This is a genomic window from Aeromonas jandaei, from assembly GCF_037890695.1.
Taxonomy (GTDB): domain Bacteria; phylum Pseudomonadota; class Gammaproteobacteria; order Enterobacterales; family Aeromonadaceae; genus Aeromonas; species Aeromonas jandaei.
Map to the genome: position 1 here is coordinate 1,789,250 of NZ_CP149571.1, position 22,887 is coordinate 1,812,136.

Consider the following 22,887-nt stretch of genomic DNA (forward strand, 5'->3'; position numbering starts at 1 on the left):
GGCCATATTATCCGGTCAAAGCCGACCACAACCAAGGGACTTCCCGTGAGAATCTTTTCCGGCCTGGGTGGCAAGTTGCTGCTGGCCTTCTCCCTGATGGCGTTACTCACTTTGAGTGCCTCCCTGCTGGGCTGGGTGGGGCTTAGCCATCTGCGCCAGCTTGAGCAAGGAGTGCAGCAGACCCTGGCCGATCAGGAGCTGGCCCGCACGCTCTCTCGTCTCAGCGGCGAGATCCAGAGCGCGTCGCGGCTGCTGGCCACCGCGACCAGCGAGCAGGAGCGGGAGCATCAGGGGCGTTTGCTCACCTTGCAGGGACAACAGCTACAACAGGTGCTGGCGCAACTTGGCCGTGGACAGGGTTCAGCAAGCCTCGATCAGCTCAGTCAGAGCATCATCGGCAATCTGGGCCAGCAGGGCTGGCTGGTGGGGGAAAGGTTGACCCTGATGGCGCAGGGCGAGGCACAGCGGGCCCGTCTGGTGGCGGCAGCCGGGCAGATCGCCGAGCTGGCGCGCAGTCAGATGGAGAACGCCGAAACCGTGATGGTGGCGGGATTGGGTTCCCTCTACCAACAGCAAGGTACGCAGGCGGCCCGGACGCTGGATCGCTTGCTGGAGCAGGATCTCGACTGGCTGGAGCAGATGACCGAACTGCGTCATCGCACTTTGATGCAGCAGCAGCGCATTGAGGAGATGTGGCGCAGCGAACAGCAGGCACAACTGCAAACGCTGCTGCACGATGGGCAGCGGGAGCTGGCCATCTTGCAACTGCGGGCCGGGGCGGTGACCGATCCGGCCCGCCGGCAGGCGGTGGAGCAGGCGCTGACCGTGCTGGCGCAGAGTGACAAGCTGGTACAACTGCGCAGCGACTGGCTCGGCAAGGGGGAGGCGTTGCGGGTGCTGGCCAATGCCAATGAGGCCCTGATGAGCAACCTCAACCAGCAGGTCGGTGAGCTGGTAAACCGTGCCCGCGATTCGCTGGGACAGAGCCAGCAGGCGTTAAGCCAGCGTCTCAGGCTGCTGGAGCAGGCGCTGATGGGCATTGGCCTGTTTACGCTGGTACTGCTGATGCTGCTGATGTGGCGCATGGTTTACGGCCGGATCGTCTGGCCGCTGCAACGGGCGGTGGCGGGGATGAGCCGGTTGGCGCGCGGGGATCTGGCTCCCCTTGAGCCGATCGCCAGCACCGGACGCGATGAGCTGGCGGAGCTGGGCCGAGCTTTACAGGTGTTTCGTGACAATGCGGTCGAGTTGGGCCGCTATCAGCGAGAGCTTGAGTCGCGGGTCGAGGAGCGCACCGGCCAGCTCAGCCACGCCAACGAGCGGCTCAATGAGGAGGTGGAGAAGCAGCGGCAGGCCCGCGCCGAGGCGGAGCAGGCCAACCGGGCCAAGTCGGTGTTTCTCGCCATCATGAGCCACGAGATCCGCACCCCCATGAACGGTATTCTGGGCGGTCTGACACTGCTGGAAGATACCCACCTGAGCGATACCCAGCAGCGCTATCTGGCCGCCATCGAGCACAGTGGCGAATCTCTGCTGGAGATCCTCAACGACATTCTCGACTACTCCAAGATCGAGGCGGGCCATGTGGAGGCACGCCGCGAGCCCTTCCCACTGTTCCAGCTGGTGGATGAGCTCAGCGCGCTGTTTCGGCCAAAGGCGGCAGCAAAGGGAGTCACCCTGGCGCTGGAATATGCGCCCGGGCTGGCGCCGGTGGTCGAGGGGGATCTGGGCAAGCTGCGGCAGGTGCTCGGCAACTTGCTCGGCAATGCGGTCAAGTTTACCGCCCGTGGCCAGATTACCCTGACGGTGGCGCCCCTTGTCTGTCACGGCCCTTGTGCTGAGCCCTGCATCCGCTTCGTGGTGCGCGATACCGGCCCCGGCATTCCGGCCGATGAGCAGGAGGCGGTGTTCGAGGCGTTTCGCCAGCGCAAGCGTGATATAGGCCATCAGGGCGGCACCGGGCTGGGACTGGCGATCAGCCGCAAGCTGGTGGCCGCCATGGGGGGCGAGCTGAGCCTTATAAGCGAGCCGGACAAGGGGTGTGAATTCAGCTTCAGTTTGCCGTTGCAGCGCTCGAGCGCCCAACTGCCCGCCGAGGCGCAGCCGCTGCACCTTGGCCAGTCCCGCTACATCCTGCTGGTGGAGGATAACGAGATCAACCGATTGGTGGCGCACGGCATGCTGACTCGCCTTGGCCATCGTGTCACCCAGGCGGAGGATGGTCGCAGTGCGCTGGCGCTGGTGACCGAGCGCCCTTTCGAACTGGCGCTGCTCGATATCAACCTGCCCGATATGGACGGCATGACCCTGCGTGAGGATCTGGCCGCCATCAGTGAAGAGGTGCATGAGCAGCCGCTGCCCGCCATCGCTATCTCTGCCCAGATGTATCCGGAGGATATCCGCCACTGCCTTGCCGCCGGGTTTGTCGATTTTGTCGGTAAGCCGGTGCGGCTGGCGGTGCTGGCGAACGCCATCGATCAGCTATTTCGGCAAGAAGGGGGCTCTATCGAGCCGCAGGTGCAGTTATCAGTAGCCGTGCCCCCAACTAACCAGCCAGAGTGGGCCAATCCGGTGCTGGAAGCCGATCTGCCCCTGCTCGGTATGGCGCGGATCCGCCAGCTGGTCGCGCTGTTTGAGTCGCAAGGGCGGGTGTTGGTAGATAAGTTGGCTCTGGGGGAGGGAAGTGAGCAACGTCAGCTGGCGCACAAGCTAAAGGGGAGTGCGCTGGCGCTGGGGTTGACCGAATTTGCCAGCCACTGTGCGGCTCTTGAGGCGGGAGGCGTTGAGCCTGCGGCAATCAGGGCGCAATTTGACGCGGCGTTGAGCGGGTTGCAGCAGTGGCTGGCGGCCAACAGGGATTCGCCGTTCTGATCCCAGCTGGCTATACAACGTTTAGAGGGGGTGGCCAGCCCCTGCGTCGTTATTCGCTCTCGCGAAAGAGCACCTGCTTGCACTTGGCGCAGACCCATTCGCGGCGATAATCTGCCAGATGTACCAGCCCCACTTCCATCAATTCGTGATGGCCGCAGTGGTGACAGAAGATGATGTCGCCATCGACCGCCTCCGGGTGGATCGCCAGATACTCCATCCTGGTCGGGAGCTCCTCCCACGCGCTGGTGGGGATATGCTTGCGCTGGCTGGTGTAGTAGACCCAGTAAAACAGAAAAAAGATCGCCAGGATCAGAAAGGTGAGCAGATGGTCCATCTTCAATTCCTCCGGTTAGGTGCAGCCCCTCGGATGCATGACTGCAATCAGCTCCATCATGATGAAATTTGTTTCGAATGAAGATGTTACCGGAAGGCTAACGGGATCGTTGTGATCCCCTTCGGGTTTTGCCCAGTCAAAGAGCAGGGTTGAATGAGACTTTTTGAGTCACGATGGCAGGCCGGAGCGGACAGGCACTCCTGATTTTTACAACATAAATTCAACATTTTTTTAGGTGGTTGGACTGTCTCTTTGATCCAGCTCACGTTACAATGCGCGGGCCCACTTCACCTATCGCGCAAACGATTTTCAGGAGAGAAACGGATGTTGAAACGTGACATGACCATCGCCAATTATGATCCGCAATTGTGGCAGGCCATCACAGACGAAACCCGTCGTCAGGAAGAGCATATCGAGCTGATTGCGTCCGAGAACTACACCAGCCCCCGTGTCATGGAAGCCCAGGGCTCCCAGCTGACCAACAAGTACGCCGAAGGTTACCCCTCCAAGCGTTACTACGGTGGTTGCGAGTATGTGGATGTGGTTGAAACCCTGGCTATCGAGCGCGCCAAAGAGCTGTTCGGTGCCACCTACGCCAACGTGCAGCCGCACTCCGGCTCCCAGGCCAACAGCGCCGTCTACATGGCCCTGCTGCAGCCGGGCGACACCGTGCTGGGCATGAACCTGGCCCACGGCGGTCACCTGACCCACGGCTCCCCGGTCAACTTCTCCGGCAAGCTGTACAACATCATCCCCTACGGTATCGATGAGTCCGGCAAGATCGACTACAACGACATGGAGCGTCAGGCTGTCGAGCACAAGCCGAAGATGATGATCGGTGGCTTCTCCGCCTACTCCGGCATCGTTGACTGGGCCCGCATGCGCGAAATCGCCGACAAGGTCGGTGCCTACCTGTTCGTCGACATGGCCCACGTGGCTGGTCTGATTGCCGCTGGCGTCTACCCGAACCCGGTGCCCCACGCTCACGTGGTCACCTCCACCACCCACAAGACCCTGGCCGGTCTCGCGCGGTGGTCTGATCCTCTCCGCCGCTGACGACGAGGAGCTCTACAAGAAGCTCAACTCCGCCGTCTTCCCGGGTGGTCAGGGTGGCCCGCTGATGCACGTCATCGCCGGTAAAGCCGTTGCCTTCAAAGAAGCGCTGGAACCGGAGTTCAAGACCTATCAGGCTCAGGTCGTGAAAAACGCCAAGGCGATGGCTGCCACCTTTATCGAGCGCGGTTACAAGATCGTCTCCGGTGGTACCGACAACCACCTGATGCTGGTTGATCTGATCGGTCGCGAGCTGACCGGTAAGGATGCTGACGCTGCGCTGGGCAAAGCCAACATCACCGTCAACAAGAACTCCGTACCCAACGACCCGCGCTCCCCGTTCGTCACCTCCGGTGTGCGGATCGGTACCCCGGCCATCACCCGCCGCGGTTTCAAGGAAGCCGAGTCCATCGAGCTGACCCACTGGATCTGCGACGTACTGGACAACCACGACAACGATGCCGTGCTGGCCACCGTACGCGAGAAGGTGCTGGATATCTGCCGCCGCTTCCCGGTCTATGGCTGATAAGTCAGACCATCCGGTTTGAGACCAATGCCACCCTCGGGTGGCATTGTTTTTTATGGCGTTGGGCAACAGGGGAGGGATGAGATTGAACCGCGAAGAGAAGATGCAGAGCGAAGAGGCACACTCCTGCGCAGAGCGGGACAAGGCGCTGGAGGCGCAGCTGCGGCTGGCAATCCGCGCCCAGTATCACTTCCGTGACAGTGAGCAGGGGTTGCTGGCATGGGATGTGCGGCGGCTGGTGCGACTGAGCCGTGATCTGCCGCAGCAGGCAGTGGCGTTGAGCGAGATTGCCGAGCTCGATCGCGAGCACTGGTATGGTCATGGCAGCGCCACTCCCACGGTGCGCAGCGTGGTCGAGCACTGCCAGCTCATCATGGCGGCGGATCTCGCCTATCCGATCATTCTCGACAGCGCCGGTCGGGTGATGGATGGCATGCACAGGATCGGCAAGGCGCTGCTGCTGGGCCACAGCCATATCGATGCGGTGCGGTTTATGGTCGATCCTGCCCCCGACTATCAGGATTGCGATCCCGATAGCCTGCCTTATGACGACTGAGCTGCCCTTTGGCGATAACGGCTGGAAAAATCACGCTTTTGCGCTTTTTACCGCGGTTGGATGGCCGTGCTACACTGGCCGACCTAACACCCGCACCTGTTGGCGGGTGCCCCGTTTTGTTAACGCCGGAGGTCAGATGCATTGCCCTTTCTGTAGTGCCGTTGATACCAAGGTGATCGATTCCCGTCTGGTGGCCGAAGGCCATCAGGTGCGCCGCCGTCGCGAATGCCTGCTCTGTCACGAGCGCTTCACCACCTTCGAGATGGCCGAGCTGGTGATGCCGCGGGTCATCAAGTCCAACGGCTCGCGCGAGCCGTTCAACGAGGACAAGCTGCGGGCCGGTATCCTGCGGGCGCTGGAGAAGCGTCCGGTGAGCATGGAGGCCATCGAAAAGGCGGTCAACCACATCAAGTCACGCCTGCGCGCCACCGGCGAGCGGGAAGTTGCCTCCCAGCTGGTGGGTAATCTGGTGATGGATGAGCTCAAGGGATTGGACAAGGTGGCCTATATCCGCTTTGCCTCCGTCTATCGCAGCTTTGAAGATATCCGCGAGTTTGGCGAAGAGATCGCCAAGCTGGAGAAGTAACGGCTGCGAACCCCTCCCGGATCGGAGGGGGCATGACCGGCCGGTGTCGCCACGCTGGCTGCCGGCTGGCAAGTGGACTGTTACGCCAATGAAACATCCAAGCTGAGCGTTGTTTCGCTGGTGAAAAAATTTGAGGGCGTGCGACCGCAACCTGCGAGTCGGCGCCTGCCGTCATGGTGGGAAATGCCATGGCCGATCTGCCCGATGTTGTTGGCGAGAAGCTGGTGAGCGGCAAGAGATAAAAGAACGCAACTCATCAGATTGCTGCACCACACGGGATACGTTGCTGGAAACAGGAGCCCGGATGTTTAGTCAAGATGATTACCAATGGATGAGTCGGGCCCTCGAGCTGGCCCGCCGCGGCCGTTACACCACGGCCCCCAACCCCTGCGTCGGCGCCGTGCTGGTGAAAGATGGCGTGGTGGTTGGCGAAGGGTGGCATCAGAAGGCGGGCGAGCCCCATGCCGAGGTCTACGCCCTGCGCGCCGCCGGTGACAACGCCCGTGGCGCCACCGCCTATGTAACCCTCGAACCCTGCTCTCACCACGGTCGTACTCCCCCCTGCGCCGAAGCGCTGATCAACGCCGGCGTGGCCCGGGTGGTGGCGGCCATGGTTGACCCCAATCCCCTGGTGGGTGGGCGTGGCCTGCGGATGCTATCCGAAGCGGGCATCAAGACAGATTTCGGCCTGCTGGCGAGCGAAGCGGAAGCGCTCAACCCGGGCTTTTTCAAGCGGATGCGGAACCGCCTTCCCGCGGGTGACCGTCAAGCTGGGGGCCAGTCTCGATGGCCGCACCGCCATGGCGAGCGGCGAGAGCCAGTGGATCACCTCCCCGGATGCGCGCCGTGACGTGCAGCGACTGCGGGCCCGCCACGATGCGGTGCTCTCCAGCGCCGAAACCGTGCTGGCCGATGGTGCCTCCCTGACCGTGCGCTGGGACGAGTTACCCCCCTCGGTCAAGGCGAGCTATCCCAAGGAGACCCTGCGCCAGCCGCTGCGAGTCATCGTCGATTCGCAAAACCGGCTCACCCCCGACTTGCCGCTGTTCCAGAGCGAGAGCCCGGTGTTGCTGGCCCGCCACAAGGCGTCCGGCGAGTGGCCCGAGTGGGTGCAGCAGCTGGAGCTGCCGCTGCTGGATGGCAAGCTGGATCTGGTCAGCCTCTTCATGCTGCTGGCCAAACAGAACGTCAACTCGGTACTGGTCGAGGCGGGCCCGCGGCTGTGCGGCGCTCTGCTGGAAAAAGGGCTGGTGGATGAGCTGGTGCTCTATCAGGCGCCCAAACTGATGGGCGACGAGGGACGCGGGCTGTTCCATCTGCCCGGCCTGACCCGGCTGTTCCAGGCGCCCAAGCTCGCCATCAAGGATGTGCGCATGGTGGGGCCAGATATTCGCATTACCGCCAAAATAGCCTGATCTTTCAATGTTCAAGGGGGCATCCGCTGCCCCCATCATCAGCAAGGTGATCTGCATGTTTACCGGAATTATCGAAGCGGTGGGGACCTGGCCGAACTGCGCCGTCAGGGGGAGGATATGGCCCTCACCGTGCACGCCCCGGGCCTGGATTTTAGCGACGTCAAGCTGGGCGACTCCATCGCTACCAACGGCGTCTGCCTCACCGTGGTGGCGCTGAGCGACAAGAGCTATACCGCTGACGTGTCGCTGGAAACCCTCTCCCGTACCGGCTTTGCCGCCGCCAGAGTGGGCGATCGGGTCAACCTCGAGAAGGCGCTGATGCCCACCTCCCGCCTCGGCGGCCATCTGGTCTCCGGCCACGTGGATGGGGTAGGGGAGGTGAAAAGCGTCTCCAGCAGCGGCCGCGCCATCGAGTACTGGATCAAGGCGCCGGGGGAACTCTCCCGCTATATCGCCGAGAAAGGTTCCATTGCGGTGGATGGTATCAGCCTCACCGTCAACGCGGTGCAGGGCGACCTTTTCCGCCTGACGATCGTGCCCCACACCGCCCAGGAGACCACCATCGCCAGCTGGAAGCCGGGTCACAAGGTCAACCTCGAGGTCGATCAGATCGCCCGTTATCTGGAGCGGCTGATGATGGGCAAGAGTCAGGAGAGCAGCGCCTCCACCCTGACTCTGGACAAGCTGGCCAAGGCCGGTTTTCTCTGATGCTCGGGGTGTTGGCCCCGACCAAAACGATTTTCTGTGATCCCGCTCCGATTGAAATGGGGCCATGCGCCCCAATCTAGAGCAGCATATCTCGCATTCCCGTTGAGCCTGCGGGCTCAATCCCCAAATAGACAGATGGAGTAGCCCATGGCGCTGAGCACAACCCAGGAAATCATTGCCGACATCAAGGCTGGCAAGATGGTGATCCTGATGGATGACGAAGACAGGGAGAACGAAGGGGACCTCATCATGGCCGCCTCCTGCGTCCGTCCGGAGGATATCAACTTCATGGCCCGCTACGGCCGTGGCCTCATCTGCCTGACCCTGACCCGGGATCGCTGCAAGCAATTGGCGCTGCCGCTGATGGTGGATCGCAACAATGCCCAGTTCTCCACCGCCTTTACCGTCTCCATCGAGGCGGCAGAAGGGGTGACCACAGGTATCTCCGCCGCTGATCGCGCGGTGACCGTGCAGGCGGCTGTGGCGGCCAATGCCAAGGCGGCCGATCTGGTGCAGCCGGGCCACATCTTCCCGCTGATGGCGCAGGATGGCGGCGTGCTGACCCGTGCCGGTCACACCGAAGCGGGCTGCGATCTGGCCCGTCTGGCCGGTTTCGAGCCTGCCGCCGTCATCGTCGAGATCCTCAACGAAGATGGCACCATGGCGCGCCGTCCGGATCTGGAGGTGTTCGCCGAGGAGCACGGCATCAAGCTTGGTACCATCGCCGACCTTATCGAGTACCGCAACCAGCACGAGACCACGGTCGAGAAGGTGGCCGAGTGCAAGCTGCCGACCGAGTTTGGCGAGTTCGACCTCATCACCTTCCGCGACACCATCGACAATCAGGTGCACTTCGCCCTGAAAAAGGGTGAGGTGCTGGCCGACCAGCCGACGCTGGTTCGCGTCCATCTGCACGATGTGCTGAGCGATCTGCTGCTGACCGACCGCCATGCCGCCCGCAGCTGGCCGCTGCCCAAGTCCATGGCTCGCATTGCCGACGAGGGCGGGGTGCTGGTGATCCTGGGGGCGGAAGCCCATGGTGCCGAGCTGCTGGCCCGGGTCAAGGGTTTTGAAGCCGCCGACAAGGGGTTGGCGCCGGAAGGAGCCAAGTGGCAGGGTACTTCGCGCCGGGTTGGTGTTGGCTCCCAGATCCTCAAGGCCCTTGGCGTGAGCAAGATGCGCCTGTTGAGCTCGCCGAAGAAGTACCATGCCCTCGGCGGTTTCGGTCTGGAAGTGGTTGAATACATAGGCGAATAACCGCTACAGCTGCGGCTTGCAGAGGCCGTTATCCGTCCTCGGCAAGTCGTGGAGTATGCCGGCGCATGACCACGCCGGCCCATTGAATTGGCGATCATGGCCGCTCGTTGCGGCCATGGTTTTTGTCGTGGGTCTGTTGTGCTAGAATGTGCGCACTTTTGACTCCGGCCCTTTTGCTTTCACAGATACAGGATTTCCAATGAAGGTTATCGAAGGAAACATTGCCGCTCCCGAGGCGCGCGTTGCCATTGTCGTTGCCCGTTTCAACAGCTTCATCAACGACAGCCTGGTGAGTGGTGCAGTAGACGTACTGAAGCGTCAAGGTCAAGTGCAGGACAGCAATCTGACTCTGGTGAAAGTACCGGGCGCAGTTGAAATGCCGCTGGTTATCAAGAAGCTGGCCAAGAGCGGCAAATATGACGCCATCGTGGCGGTCGGCACTGTCATCCGTGGCGGCACCTACCACTTCGACTTGGTGGCAAACGAGAACAGCAAAGGCATGGCCCAGGTGATGATGGAGTATGAAATCCCCGTCGCCTTCGGCGTGCTGACTACCGAAAACATTGAACAAGCCATCGAGCGTGCAGGTACCAAGGCGGGTAACAAGGGTGCAGAGGCTGCACTGGCAGCGCTTGAAATGATCAACGTCCTGAAAGAACTGGACGTGTAACGAGGAGAAATGCATTGAAACCGTCTGAGCGCCGTAAAGCCCGTCATTGCGCCACCCAGGCCATCTACCAGTGGCAGATGACCAAGGCCAACGTGGGTGACATCGAAGAGCAGTTCAAGATCGATCAGGACACCAAGGGTGTAGACCTGAACTACTTCCGCGATCTGCTGTTCGGGGTATCGCTCCACTGCAACGAGCTGGACAAGGTCTTCGCACCTTTCCTCTCCCGTCCGCTGGAAGAAGTGGACATGGTGGACAAGGCGATCCTGCGTCTGGCGACCTATGAGCTGACCCGTCGTGATGATGTGCCGCCGCGCGTGGTCATCAACGAAGCGATCGAGCTGGCCAAAGCCTTCGCTGCCGATGACAGCCACAAGTTTGTCAACGGTGTACTGGACAAGGTGATCAAGTCGCTGGACAAGCGCTGATAGCTGCGTTCATCAGCATCTAATAGAGGAGCCAGCTTATCGCTGGCTTTTTACTGTATGGGTGAATTCGAGCTGATTGATAAGTACTTCAAGGTCACCCACGCCCGCAAGGACGTGGTGATGGGCCCTGGAGACGATTGCGCCCTGCTGACCCTGCCCCCCGACACCCAGCTGGCGGTGAGCACGGATACCCTGGTCAGCGGCGTGCACTTCTTCCCCGACATGGATCCGGTCGATCTCGGCTACAAGGCGCTGGCGGTCAATCTCTCCGATCTCGCCGCCATGGGAGCCGAGCCGCGCTGGGTCTCCCTGGCGCTGACGCTGCCGGCCATCAACGAGAGCTGGGTCGCCGGCTTTGCCGAAGGATTCCTGGAGCTCGCCGAGTACTACAACGTGGCGCTGGTGGGCGGGGACATGACCCGCGGGCCGCTCTCCATCACCATCTCGGTGAAGGGATCGGTGCCTGCCGGTCGCGCCCTGATGCGCAGCGGTGCCAAAGCCGGTGACGGCATCTATGTGACCGGCACTCTGGGTGATGCTGCCCTGGCGCTCTCCCACCTGCTGGGCAAACGCACCCTCAACGAGAACCAGCTGGCCGCCGTGCTGCCACGGCTCGACCACCCCCATCCCCGCATTCTGGCCGGTCAGGCGCTGCGCGGGCTGGCGGGTAGTGCGCTGGATCTCTCCGACGGGCTGGCATCGGATCTCGGCCATATCCTCAAGGCGTCCGGTGTGCGGGCCCAGATTGATATCGATCTGCTGCCGCTCTCGCCAGTGCTGCAGGATGCGGTGAGCGAGCAGGATGCGTGGCAGCTGGCGCTGGCCGGCGGCGATGACTACGAGCTCTGCTTCACCGTGCCGCAGGAGCATCACGGTGCGCTCGATACCGCGCTGGCCCACAGCGGGGTCAGGTTCACCCGTATCGGCCGCATCGTGGCGGGTGAACCGGGCATCGAGTACCTGCGTGGCGAGCAGCCGGTCGAGCTGCAACTGAAAGGGTGGGATCACTTCGCATGAGTCTGTTCACGATAAAGCCCGAGCTGAAACGACTGGATCTGAAGAATCCGCTCCACTTTCTGGCGGTGGGCTTTGGCTCCGGTCTCAGCCCCAAGGCGCCGGGCACCATGGGCACCCTGGCGGCGATTCCGCTTTATCTGCTGGTGAGTGGGCTGCCGACAACCTGGTTTATCGCTCTGCTGGTGGTGGGTTTCCTCGTCGGTATCCGCATCTGCCAGAGTGCCACCGATGCCATCGGCATGCCGGATCACGGCGCCATCGTCTGGGACGAGGTGATCGGCTTTGGCGTCACCATGATAGCGGCGCCTGCCGGTTGGGAGTGGGTACTGGCGGGCTTCCTGCTGTTTCGCCTGTTCGATGTGCTCAAACCCTGGCCCATCTCCTGGTTTGATCGCCGTATCCACGGCGGCCTTGGCATCATGCTGGACGATCTGATTGCCGCTCTGTTCGCCCTCATTTGTATGCAATTACTGGCCGCCTGGCTCGCTTGATTGCCCTCTCCCGGGGAGTGACTGTTACAGCACTCCCCGATTTATATCTGCCTAATTTTCATTCATCGGCATATGCTGCCGTATATCATCCATTTCACATAAATATTCACTACTCATTCGGGGCCTTACCGTGAATGGAGAATAGTGATAAATGCTGCTTGTTGCGTTCTTGTTGAAATTAAAGTAATGCTAGCGGTAGGTATATGGATATGCGGGCCGTTTTTGTGACTATAGTCATCATTTTTCGCTATGGAAATGGTGGTTATCTGCGCAAAACATTGCGGAATTGTATAACTCAATCATTTACACCCGTGGGCAAACCGTCTAATTTACTCGCGGGTTATTCCAAAAAAATGCAAAAAACCCGCCCGGATCGCTGGTTTAACTGCTACACGGATTGAGCATTAATTGCCCTGAGCAGCACCGGCATCTGCGGCCGATTTATGGACGAATTATTTGGGACGGATGTCCCCCGCAGAGGTAAACATGTCCTTGCTCGAAGTAAAGAACTTGCGGATCGAGTATCCCTCCCGCTACGGGGTACTGGCCGCAGTGAAGGATCTCTCTTTCTCCATCGAAAAAGGGGAGATTGTCGGCGTCGTGGGTGAGTCCGGTGCTGGCAAATCCACCATCGGCAACGCCGTCATCGATCTCCTGAGCCCGCCCGGTCGCATCGCCCGTGGTGACATCTACCTCAATGGCGAGCTTATCTCCGGCAAGAGCCAGAACGAGATGCGGGCCATCCGTGGTTCACGCATCGGTTTTATCTTTCAGGATCCGATGACCTCCCTCAACCCGCTGTTCACCGTTGAGCATCAGCTGGTCGAGACCATTCTGGCCAACACCGACTTGTCACGTGAAGCCGCCTTTGCCAAGGCGCTGGATCTGATGAAGGCGGTCGGGATCCCAAGCCCGGAGCTGCGCATCAAGCAGTATCCGCACCAGTTCTCCGGTGGCATGCGCCAGCGGGTGGTCATTGCCATCGCCCTCTCCGGCGATCCTGAACTCATCATCGCCGACGAGCCGACCACGGCGTTGGACGTCTCCATCCAGGATCAGATCCTCCAGCTCATCCGCACCCTCTGCAAGGAGCGTCAGGTGGGCTGCATGCTGGTGACCCACGACATGGGCGTGGTCTCCAACGTCACCGACAAGGTGGCGGTGATGTATCGCGGCGATCTGGTGGAGTTTGGCCGCACCGAGCAGGTGCTGGGCAGTCCCAATCATCCCTATACCCGCAGCCTCATCTCGGCGGTGCCACGCTCCGACGTGAAGCTGGTGCGCTTCCCGCTGGTCTCCTATATCGAGGATGCCAGCGCGCCGGATACCAATATCGACCTCAAGACCCACTGGCTCGGTCAGAGTCAGGACGAGCGTGCCTATGAAGGGGCGCTGCTGCGGGTGGAGAACGTCGATCTGAAGTTTGTCACCAAGGACTCCATCTTCCCGAGCCGCCGCCAGTATGTGCGTGCCTGCAACAACATCAGCTTCGAGATCTTCGAGGGCGAGACCTTCGGTCTGGTGGGGGAGTCGGGCTCAGGTAAATCGACCATTGCCCGCGCCATCACCGGTCTCTATCCGCCTGATACCGGCAAAATCGTCTTTGAGGGGATCGATCTGACTGCCCTCAAGAGCGAGAGCGAGCGCCGCCCCCTGCGTCGTCAGATGCAGATGGTGTTCCAGAACCCCTATTCGTCGATGAACCCGCGCATGAAGGTGCGCGACATCATCGCCGAGCCGATCCGCTTCCACCAGCTGGCGAGCAGCGAGAGCCAGATCGAGGGGATTGTCGGGGATCTGCTGGATCACGTCGGTCTTGGCCGCGGTGCCGGGGTCAAGTATCCCCATGAGTTCTCCGGTGGTCAGCGTCAGCGTATCTCCATTGCCCGCGCCTTGGCGACCCGCCCCCGTTTTCTTATCTGCGACGAGCCGACCTCGGCGCTGGATGTGTCGGTACAGGCCCAGATCCTCAACCTGCTCAAGGATCTGCAGCAGGAGCTCAAGCTCACCATGCTGTTCATCAGCCACGATCTGCCGGTGATCCGCCAGATGTGCGACCGCATCGGGGTGATGCAGCACGGTCATCTGGTGGAAGTGGCCGAGACCGAGAAACTCTTTACCAATGCCGAGCATGAGTACAGTCGCAAGTTGATCTCCCTCATGCCGGAGTTCAAGGGAATGTCCCGCGAGGGGCTGGAAATCGCAAGCTAGGAGAGCGCCGGTGCGCCGGATGGTCGCTCAAACCCGTTGTTCGTTAATAAAAAAGCCAAAAGCATGGAGAAAAAGATGAAGAAAGGATTTTCCAAGATTGCCCTGGCGCTGTTTGCCGCCGGTTTCGCCTTCAGCGTCTCTGCCGCTGATATCAAGGTAGGTGTAGCCTCCGATGCCACCTCGCTGGATCCGCAGGAGCAGCTCTCCGGTCAGACCCTGGAGATGTCGCACCTGGTATTCGATCCCCTGATGCGTTACACCCAGGATCTGAAATTCGAGCCGCGTCTGGCCGAGAAGTATGAGCGTGTTGACGACAAGACCGTCCGCTTCCACCTGCGCAAAGGGGTCAAGTTCCACTCCGGTAACGACTTTACCGCCGATGACGTGGTGTGAACCGTCAACCGTCTGAAGTCCTCTGTCGACTTCAAGGCGATCTTCGACCCCATCGTTGAAGTGAAGAAAGTAGATGACTACACCGTCGATCTGATTACCGCGAAGCCCTTCCCGCTGATCCTGCAGACCGTCACCTACATCTTCCCGATGGACTCCAAGTTCTATACCGGCAAGACCGAAGCGGGCAAAGACAAGGCCGAGATCGTCAAGAACGGCGACTCTTATGCCTCTACCCACGTCTCCGGTACCGGCCCGTTCACCGTCAAGTTCCGCGAGCAGGGCGTGAAGCTCGATTATGCCCGCAACCCCAACTACTGGGACAAGGCCTCCAAGGGTAACGTCGAGAACCTGACCGTGGTGCCGATCAAGGAAGACGCGACCCGCGTAGCCGCGCTGCTGGGTGGTGACGTGGACGTGATCTACCCGGTTGCGCCGAACGATCTGGAGCGGGTGAAGAATGGCAAGGACTCCCAGCTGGTCACCCTGTCCGGTACCCGCGCCATCATCATCGAGCTGAACCAGAACACCAACCCGGCGCTGAAAGACAAGCGCGTGCGCCAGGCGATCAACTACGCCATCAACCAGGTGGGTATCGTCGAGAAGATCAACAAGGGCTTCGGTACCCCTGCCGGCCAGCTGAGCCCGAAAGGCTATGCCGGTCACAACGAAGCGCTGGTGCCCCAGTATGATCTGGCCAAAGCCAAGCAGCTGATGAAAGAGGCTGGTCAGGAGAAGGGCTTCAAGATGACCTTCATCGCCCCGGCAGCCCGTTACGTCAACGACGTCAAGATTGCCCAGGCTGTCTCCGCCATGCTGGCCAAGATCAACATCAAGGTGGATCTGAAGACCATGCCGGTGGCCCAGTACTGGCCGGAGTTTGACAAGTGCGCTGCCGACATGCAGATGATCGGCTGGCACTCCGACACTGAAGATACCGCGAACTTCTTCGAGTTCCTGACCTTCACCAAGGATGCCAAGACCGGTATGGGTCAGTACAACTGCGCCGGCTATGCCAACGCAGAGGCTGACAAGCTGGTCGAGCAGGCCAACGCCGAGACAGATCCGGCCAAGCGTGCCGAGATGCTGAAGAAGGTGGAAGCCATGGTGATCGAAGATGCTGCCTACGTGCCGCTGCACTGGGAAGATCTGGCCTACGGCGCCAAGAAGAACGTCGACATCAAGCCGGTGGTCAACGTGATGAACTTCCCTTACTTCGGCGATCTGGTGGTCGGCAAGTAAGCGAACGTCACAAGGAAGGACGGGGCGGAGTGGTCAGCTGGCCACTCCGCCTGCTAACAGAAGCCTGTGCCACGACACAGGCCACGTAGAAGGACAAGCATGTTTACATTCCTGCTGAAACGGTTCTATCAGGCCGTGATAGTGATGTTCGTCATCAGCCTGGTCGCCTTCTCCATCCAGGACAACCTGGGGGATCCGTTGCGCGAGCTGGTGGGACAATCGGTCTCCGAAGCCCAGCGTCACGAATTGCGCGAGAAGATGGGCCTCAACGATCCCTTCCTCGTCAAATACAGCCGCTTTTTGAAAAATGCGGTGCACGGGGATCTGGGTACTTCCTATTTCTTCAAGCGACCGGCTCTTGAGGTGATCCTCGACAAGCTGGTAGCTACCCTTGAGCTGGTCTTTGCCGCCGCGCTCATCATCGTCGTGGTCTCCATTCCGCTGGGAGTCTACTCGGCGATCCGGCCGCGCAGCATTCCCACCAAGATCATCATGGCGGGGAGCAGTATCGGCATTTCGATCCCGGTGTTCCTGACCGCCATCATGCTGATGTATCTCTTCTCCATCCAGCTGGGCTGGCTGCCGGCCTATGGTCGCGGCGAGACCCGTAACCTGCTGGGTTGGGAGTCGGGCTTCTTCACCTGGGATGGTATCAAACACCTGATCCTGCCTGCGGTGTCGCTCTCCTCCATCATGCTGCCGCTGTTTATCCGGCTGGTGCGCTCCGAAATGCTGGAGCAGCTCTCCTCCGAATACGTCAAGTTCGCCCGCGCCAAGGGGCTGGACAACAACAAGGTCTACTACCAGCACGCCCTGAAGAACACCATGCTGCCGGTCATTACCGTCGGTGGTGTGCAGATCGGCACCATGGTGGCCTACACCATCCTGACCGAGAGCGTGTTCCAGTGGCCGGGGACCGGCTTCCTGTTCCTCGAGGCGATCCACCGGGTCGATACCCCGCTGATCACCGCCTACGTCATCTTCGTGGGCTTGATCTTCGTGGTGACCAATACTCTGGTCGACCTGCTCTACGGGTTGATCAACCCGACCGTTAACCTGACTGCCAAGGGGTAAGCGCATGACTAATGCTGTAACTGCAAGCCCAAGCCGTTGGGCACGTTTCAAGAACTCCGACATCGTCTACTACTTCCTGCGGGACAAGGTAGCCATGTTCAGCTTTGCGGTGTTCGTGGTGTTCGTGGTGGCTGCCTTGCTGGCCCCCTGGATCGCCCCGCACAACGTCTATGACCAGACCAGCTTCGACCTGATGGATGCCGAGTTGCCTCCTTCATGGCTGGATGGCGGCGAGGAGCGCTTCTGGCTCGGCACCGACAACCAGGGACGGGATATCTGGAGCACCATTCTCTATGGTGCCCGTATCTCCCTCACCATCGGCCTGTTTGCGGTGGGGCTACAGCTGGTGCTGGGGATCGTCATCGGCCTGATCGCAGGCTACTTTGGCGGTCGTGTCGATAACCTGCTGATGCGCTTTGCCGACGTGCAGCTGTCGTTCTCCACCATGATGGTGGCGATCATCATCTCCGCCATCTTTCAGGCGACCTTTGGCTCCGAGTTCTACTCGCGCTTTGCCATCGTGATGCTGGTGGTGATCATCGGGATCGCCGAGTGGCCGCAGTACGCTCGTACCGTGCGCGCCTCGGTGCTGGCGGAGAAGAAGAAGGAGTATGTGGAGGCGGCCAAGGTGATGGGATTCCGCGCCCCGCGCATCATGTTCCGCCACATTCTGCCCAACTGCCTGTCGCCGATTCTGGTTATCTCCACCGTGCAGGTGGCCAACGCCATCATGAGTGAAGCGGCGCTCTCCTTCCTCGGTCTGGGGATGCCGGTTGATCAGCCCTCGCTCGGTTCGCTTATCAGCGTCGGCTTCAACTACATCTTCTCCGGCTCCTGGTGGATCACCGCCTTCCCGGGCATCTGTCTGGTGGTGCTGGTGCTGGTCATCAACCTGCTGGGGGACTGGCTGCGGGATGTGTTTAACCCCAAGATCTACAAAGGGTAATCCGGGTCAGAAACGCAAAAATAAGAAGGGCGCCAATGAGGCGCCCTTCTTTTATTGATAGCTTCAAGCGTTATCAGGCTTGCAGCCAGCTTTCGATACTGCGCTGGATGCCTGCATCGTCCAGACCGAGCAGGGCATAGATCTCCTGCTGGGTACCCTGTTCCACGAAGCGATCCGGCAGGCCGAGGTTGAGCACCGGCTTGCACTGTTTATTGCGCATCAGCAGCTCGTTCACCGCCGAACCGGCGCCGCCCATGATGGCGTTGTCTTCGATGGTGACGAAGTGATCGTGGCTGGCCGCCAGCGACAGCACCAGCGCCTCATCCATCGGCTTGACGAAGCGCATGTCCACCAGGGTGGCATCGAGCGCTTCGGCCGCCGCTTTGGCATGTTGCAGCAGAGTGCCAAACGCCAGAATGGCGGTGCCTTTGCCCTCTCGAATGATGCGTCCCTTGCCAAGCGCCAGCGCCTGCATCTCCTGCGAGATGGGGGCATCGCTCAGGCTGCTGCCACGGGGGTAGCGCACCGCGGCTGGCCCCTGATGGCGATAGCCGGTATAGAGCATCTGACGGCATTCGTTTTCGTCGGAGGGGGTCATGATCACCATGTTGGGCACGGTGCGCAGGAAGCTGATATCGAACGCCCCCTGATGGGTCGGGCCATCCGCGCCCACCAGACCGGCCCGATCGATGGCGAACAGCACCGGCAGCTCTTGCAGCGCCACGTCGTGGATCACCTGATCGTAGGCGCGCTGCAGGAAGCTCGAATAGATGGCGACCACCGGCTTCTTGTCGGCAATGGCGAGACCGGCAGCGAAAGTGACCGCATGTTGCTCGGCAATAGCCACATCGAAGTAGCGATCCGGATACTGCTGGCTGAATTTCACCAGCCCGGAGCCTTCGCGCATGGCAGGGGTAATGCCGACCAGCTTCTCGTCTTTGGCCGCCATGTCGCACAGCCACTGGCCGAAGATGGCCGAGAAGGTGGGTTTGGCACCGCTCGCCTTGGGCAGGGCGCACTCGTCCGGATTGAACCTGGGCACGGCGTGATAACCGATGGGGTCTTTCTCCGCCGGCTCGTAGCCCTTGCCCTTCTTGGTCTTGACGTGCAGCAGCTGCGGCCCCTTGAGGTTGCGCATGTTGCGCAGGGTCTCGACCAGCGCTTCTATATCGTGACCGTCGATGGGGCCGATGTAGTTGAAGCCGAACTCCTCGAACAGGGTGCCGGGCACCACCATCCCCTTGAGGTGCTCTTCGGCCCGCTTGGCCAGCTCCTTGACCGGCGGAAGACCGGCCAGCACCTTCTTGCCGCCTTCGCGGATGGTGGTGTAGAGCTTGCCGGACATGACCCGGGCCAGATGGTTGTTGAGCGCGCCAACATTCTCGGAGATGGACATCTCGTTGTCGTTGAGGATCACCAGCATGTCTTTATGGACATCGCCGGCGTGGTTGAGCGCTTCAAAAGCCATCCCCGCCGTGATGGCGCCATCACCGATCACCGCAACGACCTTGCGGCCCAGCCCTTCACTCTCTGCGGCAACCGCCATACCGAGCGCGGCACCGATGGAGGTGCTGGAGTGGCCGACGGAGAGCACGTCATACTCGCTCTCGCCACGCCAGGGGAAGGGGTGCAGACCATCCTTCTGCCGGATGGTGTGGATCTGGTCACGGCGCCCGGTCAGGATCTTGTGGGGATAGGCCTGATGGCCCACATCCCAGATCAGCCGATCGAACGGGGTGTTGTAGACGTAGTGCAGGGCCACGGTCAGTTCGACCGTGCCGAGCCCGGAGGCAAAGTGTCCGCTGGAGCGGCTGACGGAGCGCAGCAGATATTCGCGCAGCTCGTTGCACAGCACCGGTAGCCGCTCTTTGGGCAGGGAACGCAGCTCTATCGGGGTGTCCGCAAGGGCCAGGTTGGGGAAATTGCTAATATCAACGCTCATTTTTTAACTGTTATCCAGCGTTTAGTGGGTTCGCTCGATGATGTAATCGGCGAACGCTTCCAGAATGTCGGTATTGTAGGGCAAGGATTGCAGGGCTGTTAAGGCTTTACCGTGCAGTTCGCGAGCCAGCTCACGGGCGTTTTCGAGTCCGAGCAAGGCCGGATAGGTACTCTTCTCCAGCGCCAGATCGGAGCCTTGCGGTTTGCCCAGGGTGGCGGTGTCACCTGTGATGTCGAGGATGTCATCCTGCACCTGGAAGGCGAGGCCGATGGCGGAGGCATAGGTTTGCAGCGCCGTCAGGGTCGCTTCGTCCACATTCTCCTTGCACAGGGCGCCAAGAGTGACGGCGCACTCGATGAGTGCCCCCGTCTTGTGGCGGTGTACCTGCTCCAGCTCAGCGAGCGTGATCCGGCGTCCTTCAGCTTGCAGATCCAGCGCCTGACCGCCGCACATACCGAGATAACCGGAAGCGCGGGCGAGGGTGCTCAGCATGCGCACCCGGTTGGCCAGCAGTGTCTCTGGCATGGGGTGATCGGCCAGAATGGAGAACGCCAGCGTCTGCAGGGCATCACCTGCCAAAATGGCAGTGCCTTCATCGAAGGCCTTGTGAACGGTCGGCTGGCCGCGACGCAAATCGTCGTCGTCCATGGCGGGCAGATCGTCGTGCAGCAGCGAGTAGGCGTGGATGCACTCCACCGCAGCGGCCGGGCCATCGAGCAGTTCGCTCTTTACCCCCAGCATCTCGCCGACGGCGTAGACCAGAAAGGGGCGAACCCGCTTGCCGCCCAGCAGCAAGCCATATTTCATGGCATCGCGCAGGCGCGGTGCCATGGCGGGCAAGGATTCAAGTTGTGCTGACAGACAGTCGTCAATACGCTGACGATGCAGACGGGAAAAATGGCCCAGCGCCACTCACTCTTCTCCTTGTTCTGGCTGGAAGGGGGCAAGCTGGTCACTGCCATCGGCTTTGCTCAGCAGGATCTGGATCTTCTGTTCTGCCTGTTCCAGCTTCTGCTGGCCGGCACGCACCAGATGGACTCCTTGCTCGAACTGCTTGAGCGCCTCTTCCAGCGGGAGGGAACCTTGCTCCAGCTGATGAACGATGGTTTCCAGCTCTTCCAGAGTGGCATCAAAACTCAGACGGTCGATTTTTTTACTGGCCATGTCCATCCTCGGGGATTGAAAAAAACGGCTTATATTAACATCGACCGCCCAGCGGGGGGAGGTTGAAAACGCCAGAGCCGCAAACTCTCGACAAATCGGTCGATAATGAGCTCTCTCCCCCTTCGGATGGAAACTTGCCGCCAGGGCCGCAATATCAGAAAATTCAACGGCGTATAATAGTGCATCAGCACAGATGACAGGAGTAGGACGTGGATCTAGGTAGTCTGATAGGCATAGTGCTGGGCTTCGGGGTGGTGATATATGGCATGCTGCTGGGTGGCCCCGTCACCATGTATGTGGACATGCCCTCCGTCTATATCACCATTCTGGGCTCCATCTTTATCGCCATGATGAAGTTCAACCTTGGCCAGTTCCTGATGGCGTTTAAGGTGGCCGGCAAAGCTTTTATGTACAAGGGCGACAAGCTGGAAGATCTCATTACCAAGGCGGTTGAGCTGGCCGATGCATCCCGCAAGGGTGGCTTTCTGGCGCTGGAAGCGGCGGAAATCCCCAATCCCTTCATGAAAAAAGGGATCGATATGCTGGTGGATGGTCACGATGCCGATGTGGTGCGTGGCGTGCTGGAGAAGGATATCGAGCTGACCTCCGAGCGTCATGTCATCGCCATCAAGGTATTCCGCACTCTGGGGGATCTCGGCCCGGCCATGGGCATGATAGGTACCCTGGTAGGTCTGGTGGCCATGCTGGCAAACATGAGCGACCCCAAGTCCATCGGCCCGGCCATGGCGGTGGCATTGCTCACGACCCTGTATGGCGCCATCGAGGCCAACATGATCGCGATTCCCATTGCCGACAAGCTGGAGCTGCGCAGTGGCGAGGAGCGGCTTTGCCGCACGCTGATCCTCGATGCCATCATGGGGATTCAGGATGGTCAGAATCCGCGGGTGATCCAGACCATGTTGCAGAACTATTTGCATCAATCCAAACGCAATAACGGCGCGGAGTAGGGGGCTTTATGTCCAAATGCAAATGTCCGCCACCAGGGTTGCCCGGTTACATGGGGACTTTCGCCGATCTGATGTCGCTATTGATGTGCTTCTTCGTGCTGCTGCTCTCGTTTGCCGAGATGGACGTACAGAAGTTCAAGCAGATTGCCGGTTCCATGGAGAAGGCATTCGGCGTGCAGAATATTCTGGAAGTGAAGGATATTCCCAAGGGTACCTCGGTGATTGCCCAGGAGTTTCGGCCAGGCCGGCCGGAGCCTACCCCCATCGATACCATCATGCAGCAGACCATCGACATGACCCAGACCGAACTGGAGTTTCTGCCCGGCGAGTCGGATCAGGCTGGCGGGCAGGACAAAACCGATGGCAAGCAGACCGGTGGGGATACGGCTCAGGATGCGCACCAGGCGCAGCAGCAATCCAATGAACTGGCCAAAGCGCTCGCCGAACAGATGAAGTCCCAGATTCAGGATGGGGCGATTGAAATCGAGGCGCTGGGCCAGCAGATCATCATCAGGATCCGGGAGAAGGCGTCATTTCCTGCCGGATCGGCTTTTCTGCAGCCCCAGTTCTGGCCTGTTATCCGTAAAGTTGCCGAGTTGCTCAAGGATGTGCCGGGGGAGATCACCATCTCTGGCCATACCGATAACGTGGCAACCCATGACGAGCTGTTCCAGTCAAACTGGGAGCTTTCAACCCAGCGTGCGGTAGCGGTCGCTCACCAGATGATCAAGGTGCCCGGTTTTGATCAGGGGCGGCTGGTGGTGCAGGGGATGGCAGATTCCCAGCCGCTGGTGCCCAACAATACCCCGGAAAACCGGCGGGCTAACCGGCGGGTGGAGATCTCCATCATGCAGGGCAAGCCCACTGTCTCGTCACCCATCTCGGTGCCGAAAGCAGAGTGATGATGAGTCGCAAAGCGAGATCTGCATCAGGGGGCTGACATGGATTTTGTGTCGGCTTCATATTAAGATGCCCTATCCGAACCGACTGCTGCGGCTTTCTTGCTGATCGCCGCAGCTTCTATTTTCAAGCAACCCA

Annotated in this window: 17 protein-coding genes and 4 pseudogenes; 17 read left to right on the top strand and 4 right to left on the bottom strand. The window is 60.4% G+C overall.

The window, feature by feature from the left end:
• The first annotated feature begins 45 nt into the window (after positions 1 to 45).
• Positions 46 to 2,871, top strand: a complete 2,826-nt coding sequence (gene torS / locus WE862_RS08760; RefSeq protein WP_042032172.1) for a TMAO reductase system sensor histidine kinase/response regulator TorS — start codon at positions 46 to 48, stop codon at positions 2,869 to 2,871.
• 49 nt (positions 2,872 to 2,920) lie between these two features.
• Here the strand turns inward: torS and WE862_RS08765 are convergent, their stop codons facing one another.
• Positions 2,921 to 3,205 carry a hypothetical protein gene (locus tag WE862_RS08765; protein ID WP_040068625.1) on the bottom strand — a complete coding sequence of 95 codons (285 nt, stop codon included), beginning with the start codon at positions 3,203 to 3,205 and terminating at the stop codon, positions 2,921 to 2,923.
• A 324-nt stretch (positions 3,206 to 3,529) separates the two neighbouring features.
• On the opposite strand from WE862_RS08765, the pseudogene glyA reads away from it, so the two are divergent.
• From glyA to WE862_RS08835, 14 genes and pseudogenes are all read left to right on the top strand, one after another.
• Positions 3,530 to 4,784, top strand: a pseudogene (gene glyA, locus WE862_RS08770) (serine hydroxymethyltransferase).
• A gap of 79 nt (positions 4,785 to 4,863) precedes the next feature.
• A complete protein-coding gene (locus WE862_RS08775) occupies positions 4,864 to 5,340 on the top strand; it encodes a hypothetical protein (protein ID WP_042032170.1) in 477 nt (158 codons plus the stop codon).
• A gap of 136 nt (positions 5,341 to 5,476) precedes the next feature.
• Entirely contained in the window at positions 5,477 to 5,926 is a 450-nt protein-coding gene (gene nrdR / locus WE862_RS08780) for a transcriptional regulator NrdR (RefSeq protein WP_033114135.1), read from the top strand.
• Between the two features lie 304 nt (positions 5,927 to 6,230).
• Positions 6,231 to 7,341 (top strand): annotated as a pseudogene (gene ribD / locus WE862_RS08785) (bifunctional diaminohydroxyphosphoribosylaminopyrimidine deaminase/5-amino-6-(5-phosphoribosylamino)uracil reductase RibD).
• 55 nt (positions 7,342 to 7,396) lie between these two features.
• Positions 7,397 to 8,049, top strand: a pseudogene (locus WE862_RS08790) (riboflavin synthase).
• Between the two features lie 147 nt (positions 8,050 to 8,196).
• Positions 8,197 to 9,306 (top strand): bifunctional 3,4-dihydroxy-2-butanone-4-phosphate synthase/GTP cyclohydrolase II, encoded by a 1,110-nt coding sequence (gene ribBA / locus WE862_RS08795; protein ID WP_042032168.1) that lies wholly within the window; start codon positions 8,197 to 8,199, stop codon positions 9,304 to 9,306.
• A 199-nt stretch (positions 9,307 to 9,505) separates the two neighbouring features.
• Positions 9,506 to 9,976, top strand: a complete 471-nt coding sequence (gene ribE, locus WE862_RS08800; protein WP_033114139.1) for a 6,7-dimethyl-8-ribityllumazine synthase — start codon at positions 9,506 to 9,508, stop codon at positions 9,974 to 9,976.
• 14 nt (positions 9,977 to 9,990) lie between these two features.
• Positions 9,991 to 10,404, top strand: coding sequence for a transcription antitermination factor NusB (nusB, locus tag WE862_RS08805; protein ID WP_033114140.1), 414 nt, complete (start codon positions 9,991 to 9,993; stop codon positions 10,402 to 10,404).
• Between the two features lie 57 nt (positions 10,405 to 10,461).
• On the top strand, positions 10,462 to 11,421 hold the full coding sequence (gene thiL, locus WE862_RS08810) for a thiamine-phosphate kinase (RefSeq protein WP_339058732.1): 960 nt from the start codon (positions 10,462 to 10,464) through the stop codon (positions 11,419 to 11,421).
• Positions 11,418 to 11,912 (top strand): phosphatidylglycerophosphatase A family protein, encoded by a 495-nt coding sequence (locus WE862_RS08815; RefSeq protein WP_042032166.1) that lies wholly within the window; start codon positions 11,418 to 11,420, stop codon positions 11,910 to 11,912. Before thiL ends, WE862_RS08815 begins: the two co-directional genes overlap by 4 nt.
• Before the next feature lie 486 nt (positions 11,913 to 12,398).
• Entirely contained in the window at positions 12,399 to 14,123 is a 1,725-nt protein-coding gene (locus tag WE862_RS08820; protein WP_033114143.1) for a dipeptide ABC transporter ATP-binding protein, read from the top strand.
• Between the two features lie 75 nt (positions 14,124 to 14,198).
• Positions 14,199 to 15,755: pseudogene (locus WE862_RS08825) on the top strand (ABC transporter substrate-binding protein).
• A 99-nt stretch (positions 15,756 to 15,854) separates the two neighbouring features.
• Positions 15,855 to 16,829, top strand: coding sequence for an ABC transporter permease (locus WE862_RS08830; protein ID WP_041207966.1), 975 nt, complete (start codon positions 15,855 to 15,857; stop codon positions 16,827 to 16,829).
• A gap of 4 nt (positions 16,830 to 16,833) precedes the next feature.
• Positions 16,834 to 17,775 (top strand): ABC transporter permease, encoded by a 942-nt coding sequence (locus tag WE862_RS08835; protein ID WP_042032164.1) that lies wholly within the window; start codon positions 16,834 to 16,836, stop codon positions 17,773 to 17,775.
• 73 nt (positions 17,776 to 17,848) lie between these two features.
• Here WE862_RS08835 and dxs read toward each other — a convergent pair whose 3' ends face one another.
• From dxs to xseB, 3 genes are read right to left on the bottom strand one after another with little or no spacing between them, the layout of a single operon-like run.
• The gene (dxs, locus tag WE862_RS08840; protein WP_042032163.1) at positions 17,849 to 19,717 is read right to left on the bottom strand and encodes a 1-deoxy-D-xylulose-5-phosphate synthase; all 1,869 of its coding nucleotides are present in this window, start codon (positions 19,715 to 19,717) and stop codon (positions 17,849 to 17,851) included.
• 21 nt (positions 19,718 to 19,738) lie between these two features.
• On the bottom strand, positions 19,739 to 20,629 hold the full coding sequence (gene ispA / locus WE862_RS08845) for a (2E,6E)-farnesyl diphosphate synthase (RefSeq protein ID WP_339058733.1): 891 nt from the start codon (positions 20,627 to 20,629) through the stop codon (positions 19,739 to 19,741).
• A complete protein-coding gene (gene xseB / locus WE862_RS08850) occupies positions 20,630 to 20,881 on the bottom strand; it encodes an exodeoxyribonuclease VII small subunit (RefSeq protein ID WP_041207970.1) in 252 nt (83 codons plus the stop codon).
• A gap of 209 nt (positions 20,882 to 21,090) precedes the next feature.
• Here xseB and pomA point away from each other — a divergent pair, with 209 nt between their 5' ends.
• Entirely contained in the window at positions 21,091 to 21,849 is a 759-nt protein-coding gene (gene pomA, locus WE862_RS08855; RefSeq protein ID WP_041207971.1) for a flagellar motor protein PomA, read from the top strand.
• A gap of 8 nt (positions 21,850 to 21,857) precedes the next feature.
• Positions 21,858 to 22,751 carry a flagellar motor protein MotB gene (locus tag WE862_RS08860; RefSeq protein WP_042032162.1) on the top strand — a complete coding sequence of 298 codons (894 nt, stop codon included), beginning with the start codon at positions 21,858 to 21,860 and terminating at the stop codon, positions 22,749 to 22,751.
• Positions 22,752 to 22,887 lie beyond the last annotated feature (136 nt).

Excerpts from the sequence above, each read along its gene's own strand:
- WE862_RS08765 (WP_040068625.1), bottom strand. The coding sequence starts at position 3,205 with ATGGACCATCTGCTCACCTTTCTGATCCTGGCGATCTTTTTTCTGTTT.
- WE862_RS08775 (WP_042032170.1), top strand. The coding sequence starts at position 4,864 with ATGAGATTGAACCGCGAAGAGAAGATGCAGAGCGAAGAGGCACACTCC.
- nrdR (WP_033114135.1), top strand. The coding sequence starts at position 5,477 with ATGCATTGCCCTTTCTGTAGTGCCGTTGATACCAAGGTGATCGATTCC.
- ribBA (WP_042032168.1), top strand. The coding sequence starts at position 8,197 with ATGGCGCTGAGCACAACCCAGGAAATCATTGCCGACATCAAGGCTGGC.
- ribE (WP_033114139.1), top strand. The coding sequence starts at position 9,506 with ATGAAGGTTATCGAAGGAAACATTGCCGCTCCCGAGGCGCGCGTTGCC.
- thiL (WP_339058732.1), top strand. The coding sequence starts at position 10,462 with ATGGGTGAATTCGAGCTGATTGATAAGTACTTCAAGGTCACCCACGCC.
- WE862_RS08815 (WP_042032166.1), top strand. The coding sequence starts at position 11,418 with ATGAGTCTGTTCACGATAAAGCCCGAGCTGAAACGACTGGATCTGAAG.
- WE862_RS08820 (WP_033114143.1), top strand. The coding sequence starts at position 12,399 with ATGTCCTTGCTCGAAGTAAAGAACTTGCGGATCGAGTATCCCTCCCGC.
- WE862_RS08830 (WP_041207966.1), top strand. The coding sequence starts at position 15,855 with ATGTTTACATTCCTGCTGAAACGGTTCTATCAGGCCGTGATAGTGATG.
- WE862_RS08835 (WP_042032164.1), top strand. The coding sequence starts at position 16,834 with ATGACTAATGCTGTAACTGCAAGCCCAAGCCGTTGGGCACGTTTCAAG.
- dxs (WP_042032163.1), bottom strand. The coding sequence starts at position 19,717 with ATGAGCGTTGATATTAGCAATTTCCCCAACCTGGCCCTTGCGGACACC.
- xseB (WP_041207970.1), bottom strand. The coding sequence starts at position 20,881 with ATGGCCAGTAAAAAAATCGACCGTCTGAGTTTTGATGCCACTCTGGAA.
- WE862_RS08860 (WP_042032162.1), top strand. The coding sequence starts at position 21,858 with ATGTCCAAATGCAAATGTCCGCCACCAGGGTTGCCCGGTTACATGGGG.